Below are 16,259 nucleotides of genomic sequence, written 5' to 3'. Positions count from 1 at the left end.
GCCATCAGGCCCGGGGCACCCCCCGTTGTGCGTACCGGCTACGAGTGCGTACGCAGCATCGTCCGCATCGTCCGCATCGCCACCGACAGGTTCGCCAGGTCGAACGACTCCGAGCTCTGGATCTCCTCCAGGGTCGCGCGGGCCCGGCCCAGGATCGCCCCGTTCTTCTGCTCCCAGGCCTTGAAGCGCCGCTCCGGCGTGGCGACGCCGTTGCCGCAGGCGAGGACATCGGCCGTCAGCGCCGCGTGCGCCGCGTACAGGTCCTCGCGGATGGAGGCGCGGGCCATCGACTGCCAGCGGTCGGCGCGCGGCAGCTCGATGATGCGGTCCATGAGCTGGGTGATCCGCAGACGGTCGGCGAGGTCGTAGTAGACCTCGGCGACATCCATCGGGTCCTTGCGCGTGCGGTCGGCCACCGCGACGATGTCGAGCCCCGGGAAGACCGCGGAGAACCCGGCGACGCGCTGGGCGAGCTCGTCCGGGACGCCGGCGACCGACAGCTCGTCGTAGATCCGCTGGTACCACTCCAGGTCCGCGCCGCGCACCAGCTTGGGCAGCTCGGCCCAGACCCGCCCGACCCCCTCGCTGAAGAAGCCGATGGTCTCGGCGAGCTGGAGGGGCTGCGGCCGGTTGTTGAGCAGCCAGCGCGTGCCGCGCTCGACGAGGCGGCGCGAATGCAGCCGGATGCGGGTCTGGACGGCCGCGTCGACCGTGTTGTCGAGCGCCTCGACGGCGTCCCACACCTCGCCCAGGCCGAAGATCGCACGGGCTGCGGTCTGCGCCCGGACGATCTCCTCCAGCGATGCACCGGTCTCCTCGCGCAGACGGTGCAGGTAGCTCGTACCGCCGGTGTTCACGGTGTCGTTGACCAGCACGGTCGTGACGATCTCGCGGCGCAGCGCGTGTGCCTCGATCTGCTCGCGGAACTTCTCGCGCAGTGCCGTCGGGAAGTACGCGTACAGCAGGCTCTGCAGATACGGGTCGTCGGGCAGGTCGCTGTCGAGCAGCTCGCCGGCGACCGTGATCTTCGTGTACGCGAGGAGGACGGCCGTCTCCGGCTGGGTCAGACCGTGCCCGGTGTTGAGGCGCTCCCGGATCTGCCGCTCGGTGGGCATGAACTCCAGGGCCCGGTCGAGGAGTCCCTCACGCACCAGGTGCCGCAGGTAGCGGTGCTGGGCGTGGAGCATGCTCGGAGACTGGGCGAGCGCGTTGGCGAGTGCCACGTTCTGCGCGTAGTTGTTGCGCAGGACGAGTTGGCCGACCTCGTCGGTCATCTCGGCGAGCAGCTTGTTGCGCTGCTTGACGGTCATGTCGCCGTCCGCGACGACCGCGTTGAGCAGGATCTTGATGTTCACCTCGTGGTCGGAGGTGTCCACGCCCGCGCTGTTGTCGATGGCGTCGGTGTTGACCTTGCCGCCGGCTTGCGCGAACTCGATCCGGCCGAGCTGGGTCAGGCCCAGGTTGCCGCCCTCACCGACGACCCTGACCCTGAGGTCGGCGCCGTCCACGCGGATCGCGTCGTTCGCCTTGTCGCCGACGTCCGCGTGCGTTTCCGTCGTGGCCTTCACATACGTACCGATGCCGCCGTTCCACAGCAGGTCGACCGGTGCCTTGAGGATGGCCTTCATCAGGTCGGCCGGGGTCATCTTGGCCGGGCCGGACTCGATGCCGAGGGCCTGGCGGATGTGGTTGTTGATCGGAATGGCCTTGGCGGAGCGGGGGAAGATTCCGCCGCCCTGCGACAGCAGCGACTTGTCGTAGTCGGCCCAGGACGAGCGCGGCAGCTCGAACAGGCGGCGACGCTCGGCGTACGAGGTGGCCGCGTCCGGGTTCGGGTCGATGAAGATGTGCCGGTGGTCGAAGGCGGCGACCAGACGGATGTGCTCGGACAGCAGCATGCCGTTGCCGAACACGTCACCGGACATGTCGCCGACGCCGACGACGGTGAAGTCCTCGGTCTGGGTGTTCACGCCCAGCTCCCGGAAGTGCCGCTGCACCGACTCCCAGGCACCCCGGGCGGTGATGCCCATGGCCTTGTGGTCGTAGCCCGCGCTGCCTCCGGAGGCGAAGGCGTCTCCGAGCCAGAAGTTGTACGACTCGGCGACCTCGTTCGCGATGTCCGAGAACGTGGCGGTGCCCTTGTCGGCGGCGACGACGAGGTAGGTGTCGTCATCGTCGTGCCGTACGACGTCGGCGGGCGGCACGACGGAGCCGGCCACCATGTTGTCGGTGATGTCGAGCAGCGCCGAGATGAAGGTCTTGTAGCTCCTGATGCCCTCGGCCAGCCAGGCGTCGCGGTCCACGGCCGGGTCCGGCAGCTGCTTGGCGACGAAGCCGCCCTTCGCGCCGACCGGCACGATGACGGTGTTCTTCACCATCTGCGCCTTGACGAGGCCCAGGATCTCGGTCCGGAAGTCCTCCCGCCGGTCGGACCAGCGCAGACCGCCGCGGGCGACCTTGCCGAACCGCAGATGCACACCCTCGACGCGCGGCGAGTACACCCAGATCTCGTACGCCGGACGCGGCGCCGGAAGGTCCGGGATGGCCGTCGGGTCGAACTTCATGGAGACGTACTCGTGCTGCTGGCCCCCCGCCGCCTCCTGGAAGAAGTTCGTCCGCAGGGTCGCCTTGATGACGGTGAGGAAGGACCGCAGGATCCGGTCCTCGTCGAGGGACGCGACCTGGTCGAGGGCGGCGTCCAGCTCCTCAAGGAGGGCGTCGGTCAATTCCGTACCCGCCCGCTGGCGGTCCGGCGACATCCGTGCCTCGAAGAGGGAGACGAGCAGCCGGGTGGTGTGGACGTTGTGGCGGAGGGTGTCCTCCATGTAGTCCTGGCTGAAGGTCGAACCGGCCTGGCGCAGGTACTTGGCGTACGCGCGCAGCACCATCGCCTGCCGCCAGCTCAGACCGGCGCTCAGGACGAGGGAGTTGAAGCCGTCGTTCTCGGCCTGCCCGGTCCAGGTCGCCGCGAAGGCGTCCTGGAAGCGCTCGCGGGCGTCGTCGGCGAGGTGGTCGCCGTTGCCGCCCTTCGGTGCGGGCACACGCAGGCCGAAGTCGTAGATCCACGCGGGCGTACGGTCCGCGCAGCGCAGCTCGTACGGGCGCTCGTCGGTGACCTCGACACCGAGCCGGTTGAGGACCGGCAGGACGGCGGAGAGGGAGACCGGCGCACCGACGCGGTAGATCTTGAAGCGACGCTCGCCGGGCGCGGCGCCCACCGGCTCGTACAGGCTGAGCGCGAAGTCCTTGCCGTCGCCGAGCTGCTCCAGGTGGATGAGGTCGGCGACCGCGGTGCGCGGGTTGTGGTCGGCCTTGTACCCCTCCGGGATGGCGTTGCCGTAGCGGCGCAGCAGCTCGGCCGCGCGCTCCTCGCCGCACTCGGCGTTCAGCGCCTCCCCGAAGCCGTCGGCCCAGGAGCGGGCGGCCTCGACGAGCCGCGCCTCGATTCGCTCCTTGTCGGTGTCGGACAGGTGCGGCAGTTCGGTGCCCTGCGGGACACGGACCACGAAGTGCAGCCGGGACAGGATCGACTCGGTGTTCCAGGCGGTGAAGTCGACGCTGGTGCCGCCGAGTTCCTCCTTGAGGATGTCGATGATCCTCAGGCGTACGGCGGTGGTGTAGCGGTCGCGCGGGAGGTAGACGAGGGCGGAGTAGTAGCGCCCGTACTCGTCCTGCCGCAGGTAGAGCCGCAGCCGCCGCCGCTCCTGCAGGTAGAGGACGGAGGTGACGATGGAGCGCAGCTCGTCGACCGGCGTCTGGAACAGCTCGTCGCGGGGGTACGTCTCCAGGATCTGCAGCAGGTCGCGCCCGTCGTGGCTGTTGGGCGAGAAGCCGGCGCCCTTCAGGACCTCTTCCACCTTGCGGCGGATGACGGGGACACGGCGCACGGACTCGGTGTACGCGGCCGACGAGAACAGCCCGAGGAAGCGCCGCTCGCCCACGACATTTCCTTCGGCGTCGAACTTCTTGACGCCCACGTAGTCGAGGTAGGACGGCCGGTGCACCGTGGCCCGGCTGTTCGCCTTCGTCAGGACGAGGAGCTTGTGCTCGCGGGCCTTGGCCCGGGCATCGGCGGGCAGTCGCTCGAAGGAGGGGCTGACCGGGTGGCTCTCGTCGCTGCTGTGGTGCGGATCCGAGCGCAGTATGCCCAGCCCGGTCCCGGGCACGGCTGCGAGGGAGTCGTCCTCCCGCAGCTGGTACTCGCGGTAGCCGAGGAAGGTGAAGTGGTCGTCGGCCAGCCAGCGCAGCAGCTCGCGGGCCTCATCGATCTCCTGATCGCGCAGGTCGTCGGCCGTGGGCTCGGCCGGCAGATCGTCGGCGATCCGGAGCGCGGCGTCGCGCATCTTCTCCCAGTCCTCGACGGCCTCGCGGGCGTCGGAGAGAACCCGCAGCAGATCGGCCGTGATCTCCTTCAGATCCGCGCGGTCTGTCTCGCGGTCGAACTCGACATGGATCCAGGACTCGACGTGGGCATCGTGCGGAAGATCGTCGGCGGCCGGCCGGCTGGGCAGCACCTCGATGAGCTTGCCGGTGACATCGCGTCGTACGACGAACTGGGGGTGGATGACGACATGAATGCCGCGCCCCTGCCGGGACAGCTCATTGGTGACCGAGTCGACGAGGAAGGGCATGTCGTCCGTGACCACCTCGACGACGGAGTGGCTGCAGGTCCAGCCGTTCTCCTCGACGGTCGGGGTGTGGACCCGGACGTTGGCCGTGCCCTGGGGGCGATTCTCGGCCAGTCGGTAGTGGGAGAAGGCGGTTCCGAAGACATCGACCGGGTCGCGGCCGGAGAGGTCCTCCGGGGCGGTGTGCAGGTAGTAGCGCTGGAGGAACGTGAGCACCGTGTCCCGGTCGGGAGCGCCCTCGCCCGTCGTCCCGGTCGGTAGGTGCCCCCCGACCGGGCTGTTCTCAGCTACCCGGGCGGCCCGTTCGAGCAGCTCGGCCTTGGCTTCGTCCAGCTTGGTCTGCATTGTCCTCTGGCTCCTGTCGCGCGCCGTTGCGTGACGTCGAAAAACATGAAGTGACGTAGCGCCGCGACGCGGGGTGTCCGGTTCGCTTCGACGCTATGCCGTGATGAGAGATGTGCGGGGCCTTATCAGCCATCTTCAGCACCTCCGGAGACTGTGACGCTGCTCTCGGTGCCCCGTGCTGCCCGCGAAGACCAGCGACCGCCCGGCCACGGATGTCCTCCGTGCGGTCCGGGCGCAAAACAGGGGCACTGACGCCCCCGCGGCGTATCGCGCTGATCACGTGACAAGGCTATCGCTCCCGGCGGGCCCCCCGTCATGAGCCGTATGTGTACAAAGATGGGCCGCGATTTTGACACTTTGAACAATGCGTACGCGCCTCCGGCTGAGGTTGGGTACCTCGCTGAGGGCTGCGCCCCCAGGCTCCCGGGGGTTCGTTTTCGGCCGCGCGCCGTCCGCGGCCGCTCGCGCAGTTCCCCGCGCCCCTGGCCCGGGGGCTGCGCCCCCAGGCCCCCAAGCTTCACATTTCGACTGCGGACCGGCTGTGGCCGGTCGCGCAGTTCCCCGCGCCCCTGACGGGCGCGTCCCGCTCAGGCTCAGTTCCCCAGTGGCCCCTGAAGGGGCGCACCCCCGCTCAAGCGCCTGAAGGGGCACCCAGCCGCAGTCGCCAGCGCACGGGAGGGGTCGTGTGCCGGTGCGTCATCGCCCGTCGCGTACGGCTTGTCTCAGGAAACCAGCACCAACTTACCCACCCCGGGCCGTACGCCCCCGCGGCGACGGGCGGAGGCACCGGCACACGACCCCGACCCACCCCCCAACCTAAGGCGAACCCGCCCAACCACCGGAGGCACCCGCCCCCCTTGCCAAAGCCCCGCCGCAGAGGCACGTTGGGCGAGACGGATCCCGGCGAAAGCAAAGGATCCCGGCGAAAGGAGCGGAGCGCCATGGCTGTGAAGATCCTGATCATCACCGGAGACGCCGCGGAATCGCTGGAAGTCCTGTACCCGTACCAGCGCCTGCGCGAAGAGGGCTACGACGTCCACATAGCCGCCCCCACCCGCAAAAAACTCCGCTTCGTCGTCCACGACTTCGAACACGGTTTCGACACCTACACCGAGAAGCCCGGCTACACCTGGCCCGCCGACCTGGCCTTCTCGGAGGTCGACCCCGGCCAGTACGCGGCCGTGGTGATCCCCGGCGGACGCGCCCCGGAGTACCTCCGCAACGACCCGGAACTCCGCAAGATCCTGAAGTCCTTCTTCGACACGGACAAGCCCATCGCCCAGATCTGCCACGGCCCCCTCCTGACCGCGGCGGTCGACGGCCTCCGCGGCCGCCGCGTCACGGCCTACCCGGCCCTGGAACTGGACATGCAGGCAGCCGGCGCCACCTTCCAGGACGCCGAGGCCGTGGTCGACGGCACCCTGGTCTCGTCACGCGCCTGGCCGGACCACTCCCGCTGGATGCGGGAGTTCCTCACGGTCCTACGAGCGAAGGCCCCCGCGACCTGACACCTGCGCGCCCCGCAGACGGCGCCCCGGGGGCACCCGTCATGCCGCCAACCGCTCCGCCTCCGCGACCGCCTCCTCCAAGCTGTCCACCACAGGCACCCCCACCGCTTCAAGACTGGCCCTGCTGTGCGACCCCCCGGTGTAGAGCACGGCCCGCGCCCCCACATACCGCGCCGCGACCGCGTCGTCCGCCGCGTCCCCGATCACCACCGTACGAGCGGGCTCCACCCCGACCAGCGCCTTGACATGACGCACCATGTGTTCGGCCTTGCTGCCCCCGGACGGCCCGGTCCGCCCGTCGACCCGTATGAAGTGGGTCTCGATCCCGAACCTCCGCACCAGCGGGACGAGTTCGTCATGCCCGTACATGCTCAGAATCGACTGGCTGCGCCCGGCCGACACCCACTCGGAGAGCAGCCCCGGCACCCCGGCGGCAAGCCCGCACCTCACCCGGTGCTCCGTGTAGTACCGATGGAAGGTCTCATCCATGACCTCCCACTCCTCGTCCGTGGGCAACCGCCCCATCAGCCTCTCGTAGAACCGCGGCACCGGCACGCAGTACAGCTCCCGGTACTGCTCCAGCGTGATCGGCTCCAGTCCCAACTCGACGAACGCCGCGTTCGTCGCCCCGATGATTGCCTCATTGTCGTGGAACAGGGTCCCGTTCCAGTCCCAGACGATGTGCGCTGCTCCGTACTTCCCCATGCCAGAAAAGTACCCGCCCGCACTGACAACGCCGATGAGACGAACCTCAGTCCCCGAGCCCCACCAGGTTCGGAATCTCCTGCGTGGCGAACCACAGCAGCTCATGGTCCTCGGCCCCGTCCACGACGAACTGCGCGTCGTCGTCTCCCGTGTCCGCCGCGCCCAGCGCGTCCGCCGCGGCCGAGACATCCGCCTCGGCCTCGACGGAGTCCACGTGCACGGCCGCGGCCCTGGCGAGCTGTACGGGCCCACCGACCCGCACCTCTCCGAGCGCGGCGGGGTCGAGCCCCCGGTCGGGATCGGCGACCGCCGCTCCGTCCGGGACATCGACGGCGACGACGACCCGCCGCCGCACGGCCTCCGGGTCGAGCGCGAGCAACCGCAGCGAGGCGAGCGCGGCCCGGTTCAGCGCCGCGTACTCCAACTCCTCGATGTCGTCGGACAGATACCACTCACGCAACGCGGGTGTGACGGCGTGCGCGACGAAGGGCCCTGCCCCGAGCTCACCCGTCTTGTACGCCTCGGCGAGACCGGAGAGGGTCAGGGGGACGTAGACGCGCATAGCTGGCCGCTTTCGTAGTCGGAGGAGTCCGAGGAGGGCGCTCCCACGCCTCCGGGAGGACCTTCAGGATACGTGCGGGAGTCCCCTTTCGGGTCCGGGCCTCCACCGCCCACGACGTCAACCGCCCGACCCACTGCTCACCCGGCACAGCCCGGCCCCGCCAAGCCTCCCGCCTTCCCCCGCCACCCTGATAGGTGAAGCTTTCCGGCCGCCTGGCGCGCGGCCGATGTCCTTGCGGCCGCCCCCTCCGGCCTCGTACAAGATCCCCGACAGGAAGTTACTGCCCGGTATCAACCGGGCTCACCGACTGGGGACAACGCCATGAACAAGGTCATGACCCGGACGAGGCGCTACCCGGGTACCCGCCCGCCGGGCCGCCAGGACACCCGCCGCCCCTCCGGACCCGCCCCACGCACCACAGCCCCACGCACCACCGCCCCGCGCAGGGGCACACCCGGCGGCACGCCCCAGACCGAAAGCACGCCCCAGACCGAGAGCACACCTGAGCCGACGCCCACCGACAGCACCCCTGACACGCGTCCTGGCGCGCGCTCAACCGGCATGGCACGGCCCGGAAGCCCATCCCGCACGACACCCTGTGAGGGCCCGCTCGCGACACCACCGCAGCCACCGCAGCCACGCCCCACCGACCTCTTCGCCGACCGCCTCCTCGCCGTCCTCAGCGGCCAGCGCCCCGTTCACTGCATGCTCCGCCACACCGCGGGCCGGGCCTATGACGAACTGGCGTGGCTCGCCGAACGTGGCCCCCTTCGCGCCCGGGGCACCCGCCCGGTCGTCCGCGACATCGGCTACTACGTGCCCCGCGCGGGCGCGATCGAGGCCTTCGCCCGTATCGGCGCGGGCGACCAGCTCCGCGCCATGGCCTTCCGCCTGGAGAAGGGCCAGGACCTCCGCTGGCGCTGCACGGCGGTGGAACTGGGCGGCGCCCGCATGCCACGTACGGACGACGACTGAACCGTACGCAGCCCCAGAAAGCCCGAAGGGCCGGGCACCCCCAGGTGCCCGGCCCTTCGAAGATCACACCGATCACGCCCGTGGCGGGAGGAAGCCCCCCGCGAAGCGGACCGTCACTTCTTGCGGCGCCGCCCGCCCTTCTGCTGCTTACGGCGCTCCGCGCGCGTGAGGCCGTCCGACTCCGAGCGCACCGGCTCGTCGTCGCTGGCGAAGTCGCCCTCGACAACGCCGCCTTCGCCGTCCACGGTCGGCGCGGAGAAGTGCAGGCGGTCCGGCCGCTGCGGGGCGTCGAGGCCCTTGGCACGGATCTCCGGACGGGCGCCCGCCGGCACCGTGTCCTCCTTCTTGTCGAGCGACGGCTTCGTGTCCTCGACCGGGACCTCCTCGACCTGCTGCTCGACCTGGACCTCCAGGTTGAACAGGTAGCCGACGGACTCCTCCTTGATGCCTTCCATCATGGCGGTGAACATGTCGAAGCCCTCGCGCTGGTACTCGACCAGCGGGTCCTTCTGGGCCATCGCGCGCAGGCCGATGCCCTCCTGGAGGTAGTCCATCTCGTAGAGGTGCTCGCGCCACTTGCGGTCCAGGACCGAGAGCACGACCCGGCGCTCCAGCTCCCGCATGATCTCGGAGCCGAGCTGCGCCTCACGCGTCTCGTACTGCTCGTGGATGTCGTCCTTGATGGACTCGGAGATGAACTCGGCGGTGAGACCCGCGCGGTCGCCCGCCGCCTCCTCGAGCTCCTCGATGGTGACCTTCACCGGGTAGAGCTGCTTGAAGGCGCCCCACAGCCGGTCCAGGTCCCACTCCTCGGCGAAGCCCTCGGCGGTCTCGGCGTCGATGTACGCGTCGATCGTGTCGTCCATGAAGTGCTGGATCTGCTCGTGCAGGTCCTCGCCCTCCAGGACGCGGCGCCGCTCTCCGTAGATGACCTCGCGCTGCCGGTTGAGGACCTCGTCGTACTTGAGGACGTTCTTCCGGGTCTCGAAGTTCTGCTGCTCGACCTGCGACTGGGCGGACGCGATCGCGCGCGTGACCATCTTGTTCTCGATCGGCACGTCGTCCGGCACGTTCGCCATCGACATCACGCGCTCGACCATCTGCGCCTTGAACAGCCGCATGAGGTCGTCGCCCAGGGAGAGGTAGAAGCGGGACTCGCCCGGGTCGCCCTGACGGCCGGAACGACCGCGCAGCTGGTTGTCGATCCGACGGGACTCGTGCCGCTCGGTGCCGAGGACGTAGAGCCCGCCGAGCTCCTTGACCTCGTCGAACTCGGCCTGCACCGCCTTCTCGGCCCTCTCCAGGGCGGCGGGCAGCGCAGCGGCCCACTCCTCGATGTGCTCCTCGGGGTCGAGGCCGCGCTGGCGCAGCTCCGCCTCGGCGAGGTCGTCCGGGTTGCCGCCGAGCTTGATGTCCGTACCACGGCCGGCCATGTTCGTGGCGACGGTGACGGCGCCCTTGCGGCCGGCCTGGGCGACGATCGTCGCCTCACGGTCGTGCTGCTTCGCGTTCAGCACCTCGTGCTGGATGCCCCGCTTGCTGAGCTGCTGCGAGAGGTACTCGGACTTCTCGACCGAGGTGGTGCCGACGAGGATCGGCTGCCCCTTCTCGTGCTTCTCGGCGATGTCGTCGACGACCGCGTCGAACTTGGCGACCTCGGTGCGGTAGATCAGGTCCGACTGGTCCATGCGGACCATCGGCTTGTTGGTCGGGATCGGGACGACACCGAGCTTGTAGATCTGGTGGAACTCGGCCGCCTCGGTCATCGCCGTACCGGTCATGCCGCAGAGCTTGCCGTAGAGGCGGAAGAAGTTCTGCAGGGTGATCGTGGCGAGGGTCTGGTTCTCGTCCTTGATGTCCACCCCTTCCTTCGCCTCGATCGCCTGGTGCATGCCCTCGTTGTAGCGGCGGCCGGCGAGGATACGGCCCGTGTGCTCGTCGACGATCATGACTTCGCCGTCGATGACGACGTAGTCCTTGTCCTTCTTGAAGAGTTCCTTGGCCTTGATGGCGTTGTTCAGGTAGCCGACCAGCGGGGTGTTCACCGACTCGTAGAGGTTGTCGATGCCCAGCCAGTCCTCGACCTTGCTGACGCCGGACTCGTGGATGGCCACGGTGCGCTTCTTCTCGTCGACCTCGTAGTCACCGGTCTCTTCGATGCCCTTGAGGGTGTTGCCCGCCTCGCCCTTCTTCAGCCGCGTGACCAGCTTGGCGAAGTCGCCGTACCACTTGGTGGCCTGGTCGGCCGGACCGGAGATGATCAGCGGCGTACGAGCCTCGTCGACGAGGATGGAGTCCACCTCGTCGACGATCGCGAAGTTGTGGCCCCGCTGCACCAGCTCGTCCTGCGACCACGCCATGTTGTCGCGCAGGTAGTCGAAGCCGAACTCGTTGTTCGTGCCGTAGGTGATGTCGCACGCGTACTGCTCGCGGCGCTGGGCCGGCGTCATGTTGGCCAGGATGCAGCCGACGGTCAGGCCCAGGAACTTGTGGACGCGGCCCATCATCTCGGAGTCGCGCTCGGCCAGGTAGTCGTTGACCGTGATGAGGTGGACGCCGTCTCCGGAGAGTGCGTTCAGATACGCCGGCAGCGTGCCGACCAGGGTCTTGCCCTCACCGGTCTTCATCTCGGCGACGTAGCCGCGATGGAGGGCGGCGCCGCCCATGAGCTGCACGTCGTAGTGGCGCTGTCCGAGGACGCGCTTGGCGGCCTCACGGACGGTCGCGAACGCCTCCGGAAGCAGATCATCGAGGCTCTCGCCGTCTGCGTACCGCTGCTTGTACTCATCGGTGAGGGCCCGCAGCTCGGCGTCGGAGAGGTCGATGAAGTCCTCTTCGATGGAGTTGACCTGGTCCGCGATGCGGTGCAGCTTGCGCAGGATCTTGCCTTCGCCTGCACGCATGATCTTCGAGAGGACGGACACGGGGGTTTGTCTCCTTGCCGGTCGGGCCTGGGACGGTCGGTTTCCATTTACACAGTGAGCAACGGCCATCGTAAGCGAGGACCCCACCGGGTCGGGAGGTCTGGCCGCGACAGCCACAAGGACAACGGACGGGAGATGCCGAAGGTGCCGCGTTGTCGAAACGAACGGTAACCGGCACCTCACGCAGAGCAAAAGTGCTGGCTTCGTCGCGGCAACCCGAGCAGACTCAGGCGATGGACCCCGTCACACTCACCTCCGAGCGACTCCTGCTGCGCCCGGTGGGACCGCACGACACCGACGCCGTTCACGACGCCTGCCAGGACCCCGAGATCCAGCGCTGGATCCCGATCCCCTCACCCTATCTGCGTGAGCATGCGGCGAGCTTCACGGAGCAGATGGTGCCCGACGGCTGGGCGGACTCCTCGATGTTCACGTTCGGGATGTTCCTGCCGGTCACCGGTGAGCTCGTCGGCACGGTCGGCCTCACCATGCGCTCCCTGGGTGCCGCCGAGATCGGTTTCTGGGTGACTAAGCAGCACCGGGGCAACGGTTACATCACCGAGGCCGTGGGCGTCACGTCCCGCTGGGGCTTCACGGACCTGGCGATCGATCGCGTCGAGTGGCGGGCCGAGGTCGGCAACACGGGTTCGCGCACCGTCGCCGAGCGCGCCGGCTTCACCATCGAGGGCGTTCTGCGCTCCGGCATCAACAACAAGGGGGTACGCCGCGACATCTGGGTCGGCTCGCTCCTCCCGTCCGACCTGGGGCTGCCGTCGACGGCGCCGTACGTGCCGGCTCCGGAGCGGGACTGAAGCTCATCGCAGGTCAGGTGGGCTTGTCAGTGACACCGCCTATCGTGCGGACCATGACGAGTCTGCCGCGCCCCACCGCCGAACTCTCCGCCGACGAGGCCCGACGTATAGCGCTGCGCGCACAGGGATTTCTGGGTGCCCCCGACCGCAGGGGCGGCGTGCGAGGCGTGCTTCGGCGGCTGGGCGCTGTGCAGCTCGACACGATCTCGGTGCTCGCCCGCTCCCACGAGCTCATTCCGTATGCCCGCCTCGGCGCCGTCGGCCGCAAGACCGTGGACCGGGCCTACTGGACGACTGCATCCGTCGGCGCGTCTCCGGCACGACCCCACGCCTTCGAGTACTGGTCGCACGCCGCCTGCATCCTCCCCGTCGAGGAGTGGCCCCACTTCGCCTTCCGCCGCCGCGCCTACCGCGCGCGCCCGCACTGGAACCACTCCCTGCCGGACGGCGCGTACGACCGTGTCATCAAGCAGCTCCGCGCCGAAGGTCCTCTCACGGCCACGGACTTGGGCGGCGCGAAGCGGACCAGCGAGTGGTGGGACTGGTCCGGCGAGAAGGTCGCCGTCGAGCGGGCGCTGATGTACGGCGAGGTGGTGTGCGTCGAGCGGCGCGGCTGGAAGCGGGTGTACGACCTCGCCGAGCGTGCCGTCCCGGACACCCTGCTCCATGACGAGCTGGACGACGCCGAATGCCTGCGCCGCCTGGTCCGGCTCGCGGGCCAGGCGCTGGGCGTCGGCACGCGCGCCGACATAGCCGACTACCACCGCCTCAAGGCCGATCAGGTCGACACGGCCATCGCGGACTCGGGCCTGGTCCCGGTGACGGTCGAGGGCTGGTCCAAGCCCGCTTGGGCGGATCCGGCGGCCCTGGAGACGACACCGCGCGGCCGGCACCGTACGACGCTGCTGTCGCCGTTCGACTCGCTGATCTGGGAGCGGGCGCGCACGGAGCGGATCTTCGGCTTCACCCACCGCCTGGAGGCCTACGTCCCCAAGCAGAAGCGGGTCCACGGTTACTTCGCGATGCCGGTCCTCGCCGGCGGACACCTCGTCGGCCGTGTGGATCCCGCACGCGAGGGCCGGACGCTGGTGGCCAAGCAGGTGACTTTGGACGGCCCCAAGGCCGTGCCCGCCGTCGCCCAGGCCCTCGTAGAGGCAGCGGGCTGGGTGGACTGCACGGACGTACGCGTGGAGCGAGTGGACGCCGCGAACCTGCGCGAGCCCTTGGTGAAGGAACTGACCCGTTTGTTGACCTGACCGCCGACCGCGCGCGGCTGCCCTACGGCCGCCGCCGCACGGCGCCCCCGCTCCCGGCGGAGCGCTCAGCGGATCTCGAGGATCTTCTCCCGCATCGCGTACACGACAGCCTCCATCCTGGAGTGCAGCTGCAGCTTCTCCAGGATGTTGCGCACATGGTTCTTCACGGTGTTCTCGGAGATGAACAACTCCTTGGCGATATCCCGGTTGTTCATCCCCGTGGCCACGAGCTTGAGGACCTCCAGCTCGCGATCGGTGAGCCGGGGCGCGGGCACCAGGCGCCGCTCGTCGGTGCGCTGGATCATCGACTTGAACTCGGTGAGCAGCTTCGACGCCATCGAGGGGCTGATCTGGGACTGCCCGTCCGCGACGGCGCGAATGGCCGTGGCCACCTCGTCCGTGGAGATCTCCTTGAGGAGATAGCCGGTCGCGCCCGCCTTGATCGCGTCGTAGAGGTCGGCCTCCTCGTCGCTGATCGTCAGCATGATGATCTTCGCGCTGGGAGCCACCTCCTTGATGGAGGTGCACGCCTCGATGCCGCCGCGCTTCGGCATCCGCACATCCATCAGGACGATGTCGGGCAGCAGGTCAGCGGCCTTGTCGACCGCCTCCGCGCCGTCGCCCGCCTCTCCGACGACCTGGATGTCCTCTTCGGCGGCGAGCACGATCTCCAGGCCGCGGCGGAAGAGGGCGTGATCGTCCACGACAAGGACCCGGATCGGCTCCTTGCGTGGAGAGCCCGCGTCCGGGCCCATGCCGACGACGCCGTCGCCGGCATCCTCGTCCTGCATCGGTCCGAAGCTGTCCGCCATGGTTCCTCCCCCTGAAGGCCGTGGCCTGTGTTTCTGTGCCATTGCCAACGCACGGCAACGGCCCACCGGTTGGGGCCGGTACCGCCATGATTTCATGCCCGGACGTCAGCGCGGTGACGGAGCGGGGCGCAAGAGGTCGCACACCGGTGCCCCTGGGGGCGCATGTGCGCTCCCAGGGGCACCGGCCCAGCGCTCACCGATCGATCTCAGCCACCGAGCGGGCCGCCCGCCGAGGGCTTGTGTGCCTGGGCGACCATCGGGTCCGTGCTGAGGTGGATGACGCCGTAGTCGTATGCGTGCCGCCGGTAGACGACACTCGGTTCCTTGGTCTCGGAGTCGACGAAAAGATAGAAGTCGTGCCCCACCAGCTCCATCTCGTAGAGAGCCTGGTCGAGCGTCATCGGAGAGGCGACGTGGGTCTTCTCGCGTACGACGAGGGGGCCCTCCCCCTTCACCTCAAGAGAGCCGATCTTCCTGGTCGGCACGCTCTCGGGCTCTTCCTCGTGGACGATGCTGCCGTTGCCGTTCAGCGTCGCCGCGCCGGGGACGCTGTCAGCGACATCGGCGGCCGAGAGCCTGCCGGTGCCACGACGCGTGCGGCGCTTGTCGTGCTGCTTGCGCAGCCGTGCCTCCAGCTTGTCAGTCGCCAGGTCCAGCGCCGCGTACGGATCACTGGCCGATGCCTCCGCCCTGATCACCGGACCGCGGGAGTGAAGCGTGATCTCCACTCGGTCGGAACGGTCGGCCTGTCGGGGGTTGGGCTCCTTGGACACCTCGACGTCGAGGCTGATCACCTTGCCATCGAGCTTCTGGATCTTCTCCAGCTTCAGCTTCTCGGCCACGTGCTTGCGGAACCGCTCTGGCACCTCGGTCTTGCGGCCCTTGACGACGATGTCCACGCAGAACTCCGTTCCCGGATCGCTCCGCATCGACGGCGGAGCATCTCCCTTTTGCACCAGGCTCCAGTACGTCCCGGAGCCTCGGACTCGGTGACTTCCACCTCCTCCTCCCCCGCAGGCAAGATCTCCACCCCACCGCTACGAGTGATTGCAGAAAACCCGCAGCACGGTATTCGGATATGCGAGGGACAGCGTCCTCCAATTCCCTCACAACCCGAACATATCTCGCCCGGACGGATGTCGTCACCCTCTCCTGCGGTGTACCTCCATTCAGGTGAATTGAACCTCTCACCACCTGCAACGACGCAAGATCTCAGTCAGTTCCAGTTTGTATCGAAAGAGGCTGGACTCGCCGCGACGACGGCCGCACCGATCGTGACTCCGGCGCCGTTCGGACCACCCATTCCCACGACCGCTTGCGGCCGTCCACCCCGTGCCCCCGTTGCCCTCGGCACCCCCACCCCCATGGTTCTCGGCGTCACCCGGCCGTAGATATCGCATATCTGTTCGCATACGTCGGCCGTCTCCGCGAAAGCGACTCGAAGGGCGCGCGACGCCTCCACCAGGGATGCGCCCGTAGTCATCAGGTCGTCGACGAGCACCACGCGGGCTCCATGGCCCATCAGCCGTACGCCCCCGGAGACCACCTCCAGGGCGCCCGCGAGGTTGTCCAGCCGCTGCCGGGAGTTGAGCCCCGACTGGTCGGCCACGGCACGCCGCTGCCGCAGCACGGCGAGCACCCGGGCCGGCGTCCCCGCGCGCCGCAACTCACCCGCCGCCGCGAGCGCGATCCGCCGCGCCGGGTCGTGCCCCCGCGCCCGCACCGCCCGCCG

The 16,259-nt window shown here is 69.0% G+C and carries 11 protein-coding genes; 4 read left to right on the top strand and 7 right to left on the bottom strand.

All coding sequences use genetic code 11. The features are described 5' to 3' along the window. Positions 1–38 precede the first annotated feature (38 nt). Complete coding sequence (locus FGD71_RS37510) at positions 39–4,973, bottom strand: NAD-glutamate dehydrogenase (protein WP_119105017.1); 4,935 nt, start codon at positions 4,971–4,973, stop codon at positions 39–41. A gap of 941 nt (positions 4,974–5,914) precedes the next feature. Between FGD71_RS37510 and FGD71_RS37505 the strand changes: the two genes are divergently transcribed. Further along, positions 5,915–6,481 carry a DJ-1/PfpI family protein gene (locus tag FGD71_RS37505; RefSeq protein WP_119105016.1) on the top strand — a complete coding sequence of 189 codons (567 nt, stop codon included), beginning with the start codon at positions 5,915–5,917 and terminating at the stop codon, positions 6,479–6,481. Positions 6,482–6,520: 39 nt separating this feature from the next. On the opposite strand, the gene FGD71_RS37500 is transcribed toward FGD71_RS37505, so the two are convergent. Together FGD71_RS37500 and FGD71_RS37495 are read right to left on the bottom strand one after the other, a co-directional pair. Then, entirely contained in the window at positions 6,521–7,186 is a 666-nt protein-coding gene (locus FGD71_RS37500) for an HAD family hydrolase (RefSeq protein ID WP_119105015.1), read from the bottom strand. 46 nt (positions 7,187–7,232) lie between these two features. Next, positions 7,233–7,748, bottom strand: a complete 516-nt coding sequence (locus FGD71_RS37495; RefSeq protein ID WP_119105014.1) for a DUF6912 family protein — start codon at positions 7,746–7,748, stop codon at positions 7,233–7,235. A 321-nt stretch (positions 7,749–8,069) separates the two neighbouring features. Between FGD71_RS37495 and FGD71_RS37490 the strand changes: the two genes are divergently transcribed. After that, positions 8,070–8,723, top strand: a complete 654-nt coding sequence (locus FGD71_RS37490; protein WP_119105013.1) for an Rv3235 family protein — start codon at positions 8,070–8,072, stop codon at positions 8,721–8,723. Between the two features lie 113 nt (positions 8,724–8,836). On the opposite strand, the gene secA is transcribed toward FGD71_RS37490, so the two are convergent. Next, positions 8,837–11,647 (bottom strand): preprotein translocase subunit SecA, encoded by a 2,811-nt coding sequence (secA, locus tag FGD71_RS37485; protein WP_119105012.1) that lies wholly within the window; start codon positions 11,645–11,647, stop codon positions 8,837–8,839. 233 nt (positions 11,648–11,880) lie between these two features. Here secA and FGD71_RS37480 point away from each other — a divergent pair, with 233 nt between their 5' ends. Continuing rightward, a complete protein-coding gene (locus tag FGD71_RS37480) occupies positions 11,881–12,459 on the top strand; it encodes a GNAT family N-acetyltransferase (protein WP_119105018.1) in 579 nt (192 codons plus the stop codon). 53 nt (positions 12,460–12,512) lie between these two features. Beyond that, entirely contained in the window at positions 12,513–13,715 is a 1,203-nt protein-coding gene (locus FGD71_RS37475) for a winged helix-turn-helix domain-containing protein (protein ID WP_119105011.1), read from the top strand. Positions 13,716–13,780: 65 nt separating this feature from the next. Here FGD71_RS37475 and FGD71_RS37470 read toward each other — a convergent pair whose 3' ends face one another. The 3 genes from FGD71_RS37470 to FGD71_RS47710 all read right to left on the bottom strand — a co-directional run. Then, a complete protein-coding gene (locus FGD71_RS37470) occupies positions 13,781–14,527 on the bottom strand; it encodes a response regulator (RefSeq protein ID WP_119105010.1) in 747 nt (248 codons plus the stop codon). 206 nt (positions 14,528–14,733) lie between these two features. Continuing rightward, positions 14,734–15,426: a ribosome hibernation-promoting factor, HPF/YfiA family gene (gene hpf / locus FGD71_RS37465; protein WP_420878386.1), complete on the bottom strand. Its 693-nt coding sequence runs from the start codon at positions 15,424–15,426 to the stop codon at positions 14,734–14,736. 317 nt (positions 15,427–15,743) lie between these two features. Further along, positions 15,744–16,259, bottom strand: a 516-nt coding sequence (locus tag FGD71_RS47710; RefSeq protein WP_181359358.1) for a ComF family protein, incomplete at its 5' end; no start/stop codon positions are given.

Source organism: Streptomyces sporangiiformans (assembly GCF_005768555.2).
GTDB lineage: Bacteria > Actinomycetota > Actinomycetes > Streptomycetales > Streptomycetaceae > Streptomyces > Streptomyces sporangiiformans.
Note: the sequence above shows the minus strand (reverse complement) of the source record. Positions and strands in the feature narration are given on the sequence as shown.